At 42.7% G+C, this 12,678-nt stretch carries 16 protein-coding genes and 1 pseudogene; 7 read left to right on the forward strand and 10 right to left on the reverse strand.

Translation table 11 applies throughout. The features are described 5' to 3' along the window. Window positions 1–32 precede the first annotated feature (32 nt). The 4 genes from PUQ00_RS29830 (at window position 33) to PUQ00_RS29845 (ending at window position 2,397) form a co-directional block, all read left to right on the forward strand. The gene (locus tag PUQ00_RS29830) at window positions 33–482 is read left to right on the forward strand and encodes a hypothetical protein (protein WP_300423335.1); all 450 of its coding nucleotides are present in this window, start codon (window positions 33–35) and stop codon (window positions 480–482) included. A gap of 70 nt (window positions 483–552) precedes the next feature. Beyond that, window positions 553–1,428 carry an ATP-binding protein gene (locus tag PUQ00_RS29835; RefSeq protein ID WP_300423336.1) on the forward strand — a complete coding sequence of 292 codons (876 nt, stop codon included), beginning with the start codon at window positions 553–555 and terminating at the stop codon, window positions 1,426–1,428. A gap of 16 nt (window positions 1,429–1,444) precedes the next feature. Then, window positions 1,445–1,792 carry an STAS-like domain-containing protein gene (locus tag PUQ00_RS29840; protein WP_300423337.1) on the forward strand — a complete coding sequence of 116 codons (348 nt, stop codon included), beginning with the start codon at window positions 1,445–1,447 and terminating at the stop codon, window positions 1,790–1,792. Further along, entirely contained in the window at window positions 1,792–2,397 is a 606-nt protein-coding gene (locus PUQ00_RS29845; protein ID WP_300423339.1) for a hypothetical protein, read from the forward strand. Before PUQ00_RS29840 ends, PUQ00_RS29845 begins: the two co-directional genes overlap by 1 nt. A gap of 106 nt (window positions 2,398–2,503) precedes the next feature. On the opposite strand, the gene PUQ00_RS29850 is transcribed toward PUQ00_RS29845, so the two are convergent. Together PUQ00_RS29850 and PUQ00_RS29855 are read right to left on the reverse strand one after the other, a co-directional pair. Further along, window positions 2,504–2,638, reverse strand: coding sequence for a hypothetical protein (locus tag PUQ00_RS29850; RefSeq protein ID WP_300423340.1), 135 nt, complete (start codon window positions 2,636–2,638; stop codon window positions 2,504–2,506). A gap of 126 nt (window positions 2,639–2,764) precedes the next feature. Next, window positions 2,765–2,941: a ribbon-helix-helix protein, CopG family gene (locus PUQ00_RS29855; RefSeq protein WP_300423342.1), complete on the reverse strand. Its 177-nt coding sequence runs from the start codon at window positions 2,939–2,941 to the stop codon at window positions 2,765–2,767. Window positions 2,942–3,071: 130 nt separating this feature from the next. Between PUQ00_RS29855 and PUQ00_RS29860 the strand changes: the two genes are divergently transcribed. After that, window positions 3,072–3,269 carry a hypothetical protein gene (locus PUQ00_RS29860; protein WP_300423343.1) on the forward strand — a complete coding sequence of 66 codons (198 nt, stop codon included), beginning with the start codon at window positions 3,072–3,074 and terminating at the stop codon, window positions 3,267–3,269. A 97-nt stretch (window positions 3,270–3,366) separates the two neighbouring features. Here PUQ00_RS29860 and PUQ00_RS29865 read toward each other — a convergent pair whose 3' ends face one another. From PUQ00_RS29865 to PUQ00_RS29890, 6 genes are all read right to left on the reverse strand, one after another. Next, window positions 3,367–3,498, reverse strand: coding sequence for a hypothetical protein (locus PUQ00_RS29865; RefSeq protein WP_300423344.1), 132 nt, complete (start codon window positions 3,496–3,498; stop codon window positions 3,367–3,369). 145 nt (window positions 3,499–3,643) lie between these two features. Next, complete coding sequence (locus PUQ00_RS29870) at window positions 3,644–4,195, reverse strand: WD40 repeat domain-containing protein (protein ID WP_300423346.1); 552 nt, start codon at window positions 4,193–4,195, stop codon at window positions 3,644–3,646. Window positions 4,196–4,214: 19 nt separating this feature from the next. Next, window positions 4,215–4,655: a protein kinase gene (locus PUQ00_RS29875; protein ID WP_300423348.1), complete on the reverse strand. Its 441-nt coding sequence runs from the start codon at window positions 4,653–4,655 to the stop codon at window positions 4,215–4,217. Between the two features lie 441 nt (window positions 4,656–5,096). Beyond that, complete coding sequence (glgB, locus tag PUQ00_RS29880; protein WP_300423350.1) at window positions 5,097–7,388, reverse strand: 1,4-alpha-glucan branching enzyme; 2,292 nt, start codon at window positions 7,386–7,388, stop codon at window positions 5,097–5,099. A gap of 508 nt (window positions 7,389–7,896) precedes the next feature. Then, complete coding sequence (locus tag PUQ00_RS29885) at window positions 7,897–8,229, reverse strand: hypothetical protein (RefSeq protein ID WP_300423352.1); 333 nt, start codon at window positions 8,227–8,229, stop codon at window positions 7,897–7,899. 535 nt (window positions 8,230–8,764) lie between these two features. Beyond that, entirely contained in the window at window positions 8,765–9,001 is a 237-nt protein-coding gene (locus PUQ00_RS29890) for a hypothetical protein (protein WP_300423354.1), read from the reverse strand. Between the two features lie 481 nt (window positions 9,002–9,482). On the opposite strand from PUQ00_RS29890, the gene PUQ00_RS29895 reads away from it, so the two are divergent. Then, on the forward strand, window positions 9,483–10,184 hold the full coding sequence (locus tag PUQ00_RS29895; protein WP_300423356.1) for a hypothetical protein: 702 nt from the start codon (window positions 9,483–9,485) through the stop codon (window positions 10,182–10,184). Between the two features lie 90 nt (window positions 10,185–10,274). Continuing rightward, a complete protein-coding gene (locus PUQ00_RS29900; protein ID WP_300423358.1) occupies window positions 10,275–12,119 on the forward strand; it encodes a penicillin-binding protein 2 in 1,845 nt (614 codons plus the stop codon). Between the two features lie 68 nt (window positions 12,120–12,187). Here PUQ00_RS29900 and PUQ00_RS29905 read toward each other — a convergent pair. After that, window positions 12,188–12,409, reverse strand: a pseudogene (locus PUQ00_RS29905) (AMP-binding protein); the annotation flags it as partial. 52 nt (window positions 12,410–12,461) lie between these two features. Then, window positions 12,462–12,662 carry a hypothetical protein gene (locus PUQ00_RS29910; RefSeq protein WP_300423360.1) on the reverse strand — a complete coding sequence of 67 codons (201 nt, stop codon included), beginning with the start codon at window positions 12,660–12,662 and terminating at the stop codon, window positions 12,462–12,464. Window positions 12,663–12,678: the final 16 nt, after the last annotated feature.

Genomic DNA, 12,678 nt, shown 5'->3' on the forward strand with positions numbered 1-12,678 from the left:
TTTGACTTTGCCACTCTTCAGATGTACGGAGCTTGTTCAAAACTCAAATAGGATTCCTATATAAAGTATTTAACTACTTGTACGAAGGTGCGTTAGTGCTAAGTCAGGTTAAAGGATGGGAAGGTGCTATAGCTATTTGTCCGTCTAACTTAATTGGTAAATACGTTTCTCCTGAATACCGTACTTTTCGTTGCATCCCAGGAAAAGCCATTCCAGAATATTTATCTGCATTAGTTGCTACGCCTTGGTTCTGGACTAAACTAAAAGACTTAACCAGAGGAATGGGAGGACGACGCGAACGCACTCGCCCTGAGCAATTTCTGAAAATGAAAATACCCATGCCAACAGTTGAATATCAGCAGAAAACAATCTCTATTTTTAATAAAATACACAACATGAAATCAGTAAGAGTAGAGGCTATGAAAGAACTTGATGTGCTACTACCTTCTATATTGGACAAAGCATTCAAAGGAGAATTGTAGATAAAACTCACCAATTCCCCTTACAAGCTCTGCTAAAATCGATACTTAACGAAGCATTCAAAAGGGAATTGTGAACCTTACTCTTCAAATTCCAACCGTCAACGATAACCTAGATGACTTTGATAGCTTGTTTCAACTTTGGCAAAAAGTCAACGAAGACTGCTCAGAAGTAATCTTCGACTTTTCCAAATGTTGGTTCCTACGACCAAACGCAGTAGCTTTTCTGGGTGGATTAATTCGGTTAATTGAATCACAAGGTAGAAAAGTCACTTTTCAACAACATACTCTTCATAAAAAAGTCAAGAGAAATTTGCAACAAAATGGGTTTATGTATGCCTTTTGCCAGGATATGGCACCTTGGCAGGGAAACTCTATCCCGTATCGAGAAGATCCAAAGCAAAATAAAGATGAATTGGTTCAATACCTAGCCGAACAATGGCTTGGTAGAGGCTGGGTTCATGTCAGCCAAAATTTGCAAAAGCTGATTGTTGCAACAGTTTTAGAAATTTATGCGAATGCTTTTGAACATGGACGGACAGATATAGGGGTCTTTAGCTGCGGACAACATTATCCTGAACTAAAAAAACTTAAACTAACAGTGGTTGACTTTGGTGTAGGAATCCCTCAGAATGTGCGCGATTTCCAGAAAAATCCCAACTTGCCAGCAGACCAAGCATTAAAATGGGCTTTTCAAAAGGGGACAACTACCAGGGGTGGACGAGTGACGGGTGGTATTGGTCTTGACTATTTAAAACAATTCGTTCATATAAATAAGGGAAAACTTCAAATTTTAAGCCATGATGGATGTGCGACAATAGATGAAAAACAGGAAGTTTACGAAAATAGACAAAGTTTCTTTGGAGGAACACTGGTAAATATTACACTCCTGTGCGACGAATCGTATTATGCTTTGGAGCTTGAACCAGATGACGAGCCGTTGTTTTAAGGGTGATGTGCGAACTATGAAACACGAAATCCTAACCCTTGTAGGCAAAAACTGTATTACACCTGGCGATGGTCAGAAAGTGTACGATTTGGTCATCGGTGAATTATTAGCTTTTAATGAAGTTGAGCTAGACTTTGCAGGAGTAGAAATTTTTGCTTCCCCGTTCTTTAACTTTGCTATTGGACAATTACTTCGGGATATTAAGCCAGAAACCCTAAACCGTCTGCTCAAATTTTCCAATCTAAATACGGTTGGTAAGCAAATACTCAAACTGGTAATCGAAAATTCCAAGCGGTATTACTCCGATCCTGATTTCCGTAGTAGAGTAGACCAAGTTATTAGCGAACAAGCAAATACACAGTAATGCCAGTCAACTACACAGTTCAGGCTGAAGTGGTTGATATCCGGTCTGACGCTCCGAAAAATGATGATATTTTCTTAGTAGATACAAATGCCTGGTATTGGTATACCTATACTAATGCCAGTATTTCATCTCGTCCTTATCAGACTACAGAGTATCCTTCTTATATTGCCAAAGCCATTTCTGCTAACTCATTGCTTTTATACTGCGGTCTTTCATTGGCAGAATTAGCACACAACATTGAGCAAACAGAAAGAGAAATATTTTCTTCTACATTAAAATCTAAAGAATACCGTCATAACTTCCCAGTCGAGAGAGCAAAAGTTGTAGCTGAAGTTCAAACCGCTTGGAGTCAGGTGATATCTAGTGCTGTATGCACAGATGTTTTGGTTAGCCAAGAAACAAGCAATGCGGCGCTAAACAGATTTCAAACCCAATTACTTGACGGTTACGACTTGCTGATACTGGAAGCGATGGACAAAGGAGGAGTCACAAAAATAATTACTGATGATGGTGATTATGTGACTGTCCCAGGTATTAAAGTTTTTACTGCAAATAGCGGTGCGATCGCCGCAGCGAAAAGTAAAGGTAAACTTCTGGTGAGGTAGAAGGGCGTAGACGTGCATCGGCTTTTGATATTCTGCCATCTCTGCACCAGTTAAGATCATACACTACCTTAACTTTATGGGTGAAGCAGGTACTAGGAATACAAATTTATGAAGCGCGATCGCTCGAATTTGTGGGGTTTGGCTTGGAAGGTGCGATCGCCTGAAGATAAAAATCAAAAGTTTTTGTAATACCACCACGACCAAATGATAAATAATCAGCGAACCTTAAACCTAGCGCCACTGTTTGGACATTCTGACAGCAAGGTTAACTTGTGGCGATCGCTTTTTAAGTAAACATTAATTTACAGTCCCAAGCCGCTTCATCAAAGGGACAGCCTATCTTCTGCAAACACAAAAAGCAATCACCTCACTTTCCTTTTCCTTGATTCGGCGGAATTGTTCCTTCCGCCTGCGCTTGTTTAACTGCCCGTTTCAGAATTAACACTGCCATTTGCGACAAAGAACGCTCCTCTGCATCCGCCAGTTGTTGCAGAGCTTCCTTGTCTTCTTCTTCCATGTAAATACTGACTACAACTTTCCCCATGTGATTATCATCAACTTATCTATGTGTTTCTATATTAAATCAATAAAAACACATAATTAAAAATAAAATAACCTTAAGCTTTAACCACTCAAGTAATCGGCTAAATCACAAGTATTATCAGGAGGTTTTTGTGAGGTACATTGACAAACTTCATCCTTGGTGTATCGTCCGTCATTTCCCCAGTATGCAACACCAAATTGTTGCTCGTTTTCGTCGTCGAAGCAATGCAGAAGCCCATTTACAAGCACTGCGCCGACTTATGCCAAGTGCGACTTTTACAATTATGTTTAATCTGGAAGTGGTGCAGTTAGACAGAATCACTTTCTAGTTAGGACATTCTAGAAATTAAAATATTAGTATTTAATAATACTTCTGATACTTTGTCATGTCAGCAAATGTCATAAAACACCTTTGACACCAACCATCTACAGTTGTTTGAGGTGTTCTGCACTTTTAGCGCGGACATTTTTTTCGATTTCAGGCAGAATATGTTCTGTGCGATCGCAGAATGAATAAACTACTACAGTATTCTGCGATCGCACTTTCTGTTTTAGCAACTAAATACATGAGCTTTATTGTGTGTCATAGCTATTCCTACCTCTCATATGTGAATTATGATTACTCAAAGCTTTTTATCCAGCGTCGAAGAATCAAATGCAGCAGTCAATAGTCCAAGCGAGTTTCAGACTGTGCAAGGTAAATCTATGGCACACGCCATATTTTAATAGTATTATCCTTACTGGCACTCACCAGAGTTCGTCCATCTGAACTAATAGCAACGGCATAAACTAAATCTGTATGTCCGGCGAGAGTATTTTTTAACTCACCCGTTTGTAAATTCCAAATTTTCATTGTGTTATCAAAACTCCCACTCACCAGCGTCTGTCCATCTGGACTGATGGCGACGGAAGTCACCCCATATTTATGCCAGTTGAGGGTATTTTTTAACTCACCCGTTTGTAGATTCCAAATCTTGATTGTTTTGTCAGCACTCCCACTCACCAGCGTTTGCCCATCTGGGGTGATGGCGAGAGAATAAACTAAATCTGTATGCCCAGTGAGGGTAGCTTTTAAAGAAGGTGGTTGTAGATTCCAAATCTTGATTGTATTATCGTAACTTCCACTCACCAAAGTTTTGCCATCTGGACTCAAGGCTACTCGCCAAACAGATTTAGTATGCCCAGTGAGAGTATTTTTAAGTTTACCTGTTTGCAAATTCCAAATCTTGATAGTCTTGTCAGCACTCCCACTCACTAAAGTCTCTCTATCGGGGTTAAGTCTCACTCAACTGTTTAGATGCACCAAAATCAATGAGTACTAAATCTCCTTTAGTTGGTTGGGGGGATTTGCGACGAATGATATTCTGTGGCTTGATATCTCGATGAATGATTTTTTGTTGATGAACAGATTTAAGGATGTTTAATAAATCGAGCAATAATTCCCGAATCTTGTACTCACTAAAGATTCCCTGGTGTTGTAATTCTTCTAATAAATTCTGCCCTTCAACATACTGCTGCACCAGATACAAGCGGTTATCTTGCTCGAAATATGCAAACAGTGTGGGAATTTGGAGATGTTCTCCTAACTGTTGCAGTCGCCTTGCTTCTTGCTGAAATAATTCTGTTGCCTTGTGGAGTGCGCCAGTTCCCTGTACCTGCGGTGCAAATTGTTTGATGACGCATATTTCATTGAACTTTTCAACGTCTTCAGCCAAATAAGTTTTACCAAATCCCCCGCTACCCAATAGTTGGATAGGGCGATAGTGTCGCAATATTACCAGGGGAATTCCGCAGTTGCAGCAAATCTTTGTCTGATCAGAATAGGGGGGATTGTGGCAAGAGGAGTTGAGGCAACATATCATACAGCGTGCATCTATGGACAGATGGATTTATTATTACCTAGTAAACAGCTACTGTCAGCTTTCAGTAGTGCGCTTCTCCTGAGTACTAAGTATAAAGTATAATTCCACGGATGCAGAGCGATCGCTAGTTGAGAAATAGAGGTTGCGCGAAGACTATCGCGCTTTTATTCAGTAAATAGACCAGGCTTTAAGGGCACAGCATTGGTGTGCCCCTACGATAGATGTGACTGAAATAAAAAAAAACTGCTGTAAAGTTTTGATTACTCCTGGCTGGACGATGCCCAGCCAAAATTGTTATCCAATTACCTCAGCAGTCTTCTTCTTATCCAACTTGAGAATCAACACACCCAAAGGTGGCAAACACAAATCCAGCGAATAAGGACGACTGTGCAATGACCAATCATCCGTCCATTTACCACCTAAGTTGCCCATATTACTACCGCCATACTGACGCGCATCACTATTGAACAACTCAGTATAAAATCCCTTTTGCGGTACACCGATGCGATAGTGAGAATGAGGTTGCGGTGTAAAATTGCAAACGACGATCGCAAAATCATCAGAATCCTTGTCACGACGCATGAAGGCAACTACACTATGGCGGTTATCGCTACAGTCAATCCACTCAAACCCGGGTTCAGCAAAATCCTGGGTGTACAAAACTGGTTCAGAACGGTAGAGATGGTTCAAATCCTGGAAAAACGTTTTTAATTGTTTGTGGCCTTCATGCTGCAATAAATGCCATTCCAAATCTGTCCAATCATTCCACTCACTCCACTGCCCAAACTCCATGCTCATAAACATGGTTTTCTTACCTGGGTGAGCAAACATGTAGGCAAATAAACAACGCACATTCGCTAACTTCTGCCATGTATCCCCCGGCATTTTACCGATGATATTGCTCTTACCATGCACCACTTCATCGTGGGACAGAGCCAGCATGAAGTTCTCACTGTGGTTGTACCACATACTAAAGGTGATATTGTTTTGGTGGAACTGACGGAACCAAGGGTCCATGCTGAAGTAATCCAGCATATCGTGCATCCACCCCATATCCCACTTCAAATTAAAGCCCAGTCCGCCTGTATAGGTCGGCCAAGATACCATTGGCCAGGAAGTAGATTCTTCAGCAATTGAGAGAATACCGGGGAAATAGCTAAAGATAATGTGATTTACTTGACGCAGAAAATCTGCTGCTTCTAGGTTTTCTCTGCCGCCGTACTGATTGGGCAGCCATTCTCCTGGTTCGCGACAATAATCGTTATAGAGCATCGAGGCAACAGCATCGACACGAATCCCGTCAATGTGGTACTTATCAAACCAGAAGAGGGCATTTGCTGCTAGGAAATTACTAACTTCATGGCGACCGTAGTTGAACACCAAAGTACCCCATCCTTTATGTTCGCCTTTGCGGGGGTCAGAGTGTTCGTATAGGTGGCTACCATCAAAGAAAGCTAAACCGTGTCCATCTTTGGGGAAGTGACCAGGAACCCAATCCACAATTACCCCGATCTCATTTTCGTGGCATTTGTCAATAAAATACATGAAATCTTCGGGGCTACCGAAACGCGAGGTGGGAGCATAGTACCCAGTTACTTGATAACCCCAAGAACCATCAAAGGGATGCTCCGCAATGGGCAGCAATTCTACATGGGTGTATCCCAATTCTTTGGCATAGGGAATGAGTCGGTCTGCCAGTTCCCGGTAGGTAAGGAAGCGTGCACCCGGCTTCAGTCCGGAAACGATAACTACAGGTGCAGTTTCACCATTTGGCAGTTTAGCTGGTTCCGCACTCGAAGCGTGTAACCAAGAGCCTAAATGCACTTCGTAGACTGAAATTGGCTCTTTGAGAGGCTCAGTGCGACGCCGCTTTGCCATCCAGTCTTCATCGCTCCAACTGTAAGCATTTAAATCAGTGACAATGGATGCCGTTTTCGGGCGGACTTCCTGCTGGAAACCATAGGGATCAGATTTTTCGTAAATGTGTCCTTCAAAATTTTTGATTTCATATTTGTAATGCTCTCCTACACCGATTTCAGGAATAAACAACTCCCAAACCCCGGTGGGGCCTTTACGCATCTGGTTTTTACGTCCATCCCAGAGGTTGAAATCTCCTAGCAATGAAACATTACGGGCATTGGGTGCCCAAACGGCAAAATAAACGCCTTTAACGCCGTCTATTACCGTGGGGTGCGCTCCCAGTTTTTCATATATCCGGTGATGGTTGCCTTCACTAAACAAATGTAAGTCAAAGTCTGTCAAGTTGGGAGAACGGAAAGCGTAAGGGTCATAGATGACACGCTCGTATTCCCCTTCTTTAATCCGTAACTGGTAGTTTGCCAGTTCTGTGGTTTCAATCGTGCATTCAAAAAAGTGGGGATCATGCACTGTTTGCATTGGGTATTCCTTTCGTTGTTCGGGAAGAACTACCCATGCGGCACTTGCATTTGGTAGGTAGGCCCGCACAGCCCAGACAGTTTTGCCGTCTTGTTCTATGGGATGAGAACCTAGTATTTCAAAGGGATCGTTATGCTGATTCCAAACGATACGGTTAACCTGTTCAGGGGCGATCGTGGTCATGGACATGAAGCTACCTAAGTGAAATAACGTGATTGACTAAATCTACTTTTTTAATAAGCTAAAAATCTTTTAATTTGCATCCTCAAAAAAATGAATCTCTTGTGGGGTGGGCATCATGCCCGCCCTAGTTGTGCAAATTAAATGCGCGATAGCTTATCTATAGGAATCCGATTTGATTTTTAAATACATACGTAGGGTGTGCTAGACGGAACGTCGTAACGCACCAAGGACTTGGGATGGTACGTTAGCCTACGGCATAACACACCCTACAAATACTTAGATTTTTCAAAAATCAAATACTAGTCCTATATATATTTTTTTTACATTTACTTGCACTATTGTCGTCACCGTTATCCTACCTCAGAATTGGGCATTGGGCATGGGGCAAAACAGTTACGAGTAAATTAAGTGAGATTCTCCACTCAGCAGCGGCTAAACGCCCCGCTATCCGCTAACAGCACTCCTGAAGGGCATGGGGAAAGCTCTTGACTTTTGACCCTTGAGTAATAATTTATCAAAAATTTAAAAATGGCAAAAAGTGAAATAATGTTTTACGTATACGAAGCAAGAAAATCTGTTCTCGAATTTTGGGGTTTAGTTTTGGTGGTGGGACTTCTTGCAGCTGGGCTTGTAATTGGGCGTATTCGGCAGCAGTTAGGAATTTTCCATCAATAGGCGATCGCGCTTCTATGATAATCTTTGTCCGTAATATTTCTTCTGGTGTATCCTCTGGGGGCGGTAATGCTATTACCACTGATCCCCAATAGCTACTTAAGGCAACCAACGTAGCACTAATCACGATTAAGCACAGTAATTGTATCGCTTTTCTCGCTTTAACTCTTCCCATCTCCGGAACTGCGTTCACAACGCAGGATGAAAATCTGTTTTTCCCATTCCCCCTGCCCTATACCCATTACAAATTTTCCCAATAAAAATCTGGCAATATCAAGGGACATTACCAGGTCTCTCCTGATCCGGAATAGACTACAGGAAATAGTTCAAGAGCAATTGCCTTTTTAGCGATCGCGATAAATTCTTTTGCACTCTCAAAACTCAGGAGTCTAAGCGATTCTAAACACCAAACCAGGAAGCACCTTCCCCACAAAATGGCTTAGATCCACATAACTCAACTCCCTTGGACTTGGAACCAGGCTCGCTCACGCGAGAATTTCAGCCGGACACTTGCTTGAGGACGTAACCCTCTTTACCAGTGTCCTTTCCTTTATGCCCGACTTAGCTGATATTTGACCAAACTCTAGGCTCTGATACACCAATAGAAAGATGCAGGTTTTTACGTGAACCTAATTAATTCCAGCTATGTGGTGACGAGTGTTGTTACTAAGCTGTTTTGGGCATGATTTAAACTAAAGCTGATAGATGCCTTATTTAGGAGTAGCTGCCGGAGTAGGTGTTGTAGTAGGTGCTGTAGTAGCTGCGGGAGGTGCTGTAGTAGGTGCTGTAGTAGCTGCGGGAGGTGCATCAGTTGGTTCACCTGTAGCAGCGGGAGTAGTAGTAGTAGTAGTAGTAGTAGTACCAGCACCATCACCACCACCTTCACAAGCTCCGAGAATTGCAGCCAGACTTAACATTAGAGCCAAACCAAAGATTTTTGTTTTCATAACTCCTCTTTCACCAATTGTGGCTAGAACAATTTTTCGCCTGTTGAATACGATACCGTATTTATAGCTTTTTTTTAAATGTTGCGAGATTACATACTTAAAAAAAACAATCCTTTGGGATATTCTTTTTGGGATTACATATCATACAGCCATCTGATTAGTTTCTCTTAACTCAGGAGCAAAACGGAAATGACCAAGTTTTCTAGCAAACCGAGTTATCATAGCAAAAAATTTTATTTTTTTCACGGAGTATTGCATCTTGCTGCCCCGCGTTGCCATACTTTAGGTGCGATACCTAAAAGGCAAGCTGTCTAGTTGCTAATCGCTGATTGCAAACATTGATACAGCTACCTATCAGAACAGTAAAAGAGTGTAGTCTGTTATGTGTGCTTGTTGCACAGAAGGTGATTTTAACCTAAGTAAAAACAGACAATCAAGACAATCAATCGAAAGTACAATTATTTCCCATCTAAAAAAAATTATGGTAGTTGCTCGTAAATCTGCTGTTTCTACAAGGAATAATTGGTTCTGGCAAGATTCTATCCTTTCTTTAGGGAGGCGGCGACGCTCTGCGCGTATGGAGTCAGCAGCGCGGAGCGCTTCTACACCAGCTACCCAAGCGGCACCAGCATCCTCTCAAAGACAACAGCGTTCCTCGAAAAATCTCGCGGTTTCTTCTACAAATGAGGCAGTGATGCCCAAATCGGTGAAAGAGTTGGGTAGACGACAAGTGCCAAATCTGAATGAGCAGTCGAGTCCGAACCAGAAGACTGCGGGGGTAGGTTTTCTTCCCCTTCCCACAATGCCTAATTCGGGAGCGGTGCCTTTGTGGTTGCTGCGCTTGTACACCTTTCATCGTTATTCGACAGTTTTGGCGTTCTTGTTAGTAGCATCGACGCTTGCTGTTTATGGCTGGACGGTATATTCTCAAGAGCTTTGGAGTCAGTCATATCGCAGATTGCAAAGCCTCCAACGTCATGAGCGGCTGCTAATGACAACCAACGCGACACTGACAAATAAAATGGCTGAGTCAGCAGAACAACCAACCGCAGGGCTGGTATCACCGACTCCTCAAGGGATGATTTTCTTGCATCCAGCATCTCATAGTCCTAAGCCAGCATCGTCTAACACAACGCCAAATTCTCAAACGCAACAGCAAACACTCTTGCCACTGGGATACTAATCGTAATTGGTAATTCCTAATTCAGGAAGTCAGAAAGTCAGATTTACAGCAATTTTCAGGTAATTAAAGGATACTGTAGGGCGAACAAATGTGCAGAAGTCACCAAGTAGAAAAAAATTCAGCAAGTTTCGGAATCCAGCACTCACAAGGCGACAAAAGGGTTATAGACGAGGGCTTTTGGGAAAATTAGCCTCTAATATCCAAGACCAAACATTCAACAACAAGTCCCGACTGTTCATAGTATGGGGCGTATTAATGGTATCAGGGTTGGGGTTGGGTATCAAATTGTATAATCTACAAATTGTTAAGGGGTCAAAATTAACAGAACAGGCACGAAACCAGCAAATGGTGAATTTGCGACCTTTTATGCCCCGTCGCCCAGTGGTAGATCGTAATACTAATCTCTTGGCGATTGACCGTCCTGTATATACTTTGTACGCTCATCCCAAGTTGTTTGATAAGTCTAATGAAGATATGGCAGAGCGACTTGCCCCAATATTGGCAAAAGATACTGCTGAATTGGTGAAAACTTTTGAAAGCAAAAGAAGCGGAATTATCCTTGCCCCAGCCCTGCCGGAAGAAATTATCGATCGCATCAGCTCTTTGCGCTTAAATGGCTTGGAGTGGATTCAAAAATACTCCCGATATTACCCGTCAGATGATTTGGTTGCTGATGTGGTGGGCTATGTGAATGTTGACCGCCGTGGTCAAGCAGGTGTGGAATACTCTCAAGAGAAGTTATTAGAACGTCCTGTGCAAACGGTGCGGCTCAGTCGGTCTGGTAATGGGGCGCTGATGCCGGATCATGCCCCTGAAGGTTTTCTGCATTTTGATGATTTGCGATTGCAACTCACTATCGATAGCCGTCTGCAACGAATTGCTCGCACTGCGCTCAAACAACAGATGCAGAAGTTTGACGCCAAACGGGGAGCGGTAATTGTGATGGATGCGTTGGATGGTTCCTTACTCGCCCTCGTTTCTCAACCTACCTATAACCCTAATGAATACGCTAAAGCGAATATTTCGCTATTTAAAAACTGGACGGTGGCGGATCTTTATGAACCGGGATCGACTTTTAAACCTTTGAATGTAGCGATCGCACTGGAAAATGGCGTGATCAAAGCAGATGATATGTTTAATGACCCCGGTTCTATTCGAGTAGCTAATTACACCATTAAAAATGCTGAGAACAATGGTTACGGGCGGATCAACATCGCTCAAATTCTCCAACATTCTAGCAACATTGGCATGGTGCAAATCATCCAACGCTTAAAGCCTTCAATCTACTACAACTGGCTAGAACGTTTGGGGCTAGGACAAAAAGTTGATACAGATTTACCTTTTGAAGTTGGCGGCCGGCTCAAAAGTCAAGAAGAATTTATCGCTTCGCCAATTGAAGCAGCCACTACTTCCTTTGGGCAAGGTTTTTCCATGACACCGTTACAGCTAGTGCAAATGCACGGTGCTTTAGCCAATGGCGGTAAGTTGGTAACACCCCATATAGTTCGGGGGCTGATTGATAGCGAAGGGCAGATGCATGATTCACCTACTCGCACCATAGCACGCCAAATTTTCTCAGCCGCAACAACTCAAAAGGTTGTGGAAATGATGGAAACTGTTGTTACTGAAGGCACCGGCAAGATGGCACAAATTCCGGGATATCGCATTGCTGGTAAAACTGGTACAGCCCAAAAAGCTAGTCCCTCTGGCGGCTACATCAAGGGTGCTAGAATGACCAGCTTTGTGGCAATTTTGCCCGTGGAATCTCCTCGCTATGTAGTGTTCGCACTGGTGGATGAGCCAAAAGGAGAAAGTGCCTATGGTTCTACTGTCGCCGCGCCAATTGTGAAGTCGGTGATCGAAGCACTGATTCCTCTTGAGGAGATTCCGCCAAGTAAGGCAACAGAGCACGAGCAACAGACGCAAGCGCCGTAGGGGTGTTAGCCGCGGATTTTTACCTGCTCGTCGAGGCGACCTAAAAATTCAATGTTACCATCTACTCAATAGCGAACTAAATCACCTGTTTTATAAAGCCGTGCTTTTAACTTATTAGTAAAAGAATCATAGATGAAGCATTTCGCAGTTAAGTCAGGACGGTTTAAATAACCTCGCGCCAATCGATCACCACTTATGTACAACTCTCCCGAAAGGCCAATAGGTACTGGTTGTAAATGTTTGTCTAGTATGTAAACTTACGTGTTAGCGATCGCACGACCAATTGCAGGTGCTAAATTATCTTTATTCTTAATAGAAATAGCTTCAGCAGATAAAACAAGGCTATACATCAGACCGAGTTCTCCAACTTTTTATCCGACCCTCAGCAACATCTTTTTTATCCCACTCGAAGGATTCAATAAATCCAGGAATATCAAGTAACTCTTGGGTAGCGTCTCCACTTTCTTTATCTGCTATAGGACTTACGCACAAGAGATCCCCCAACCCCCTTAAAAAGGGCAGGGCTGTTTCATTCCATTTCAAACAGGATTTGTCAAGA

The sequence above is a fragment of the Nostoc sp. S13 genome (assembly GCF_029379315.1).
Classification (GTDB): domain Bacteria; phylum Cyanobacteriota; class Cyanobacteriia; order Cyanobacteriales; family Nostocaceae; genus Nostoc.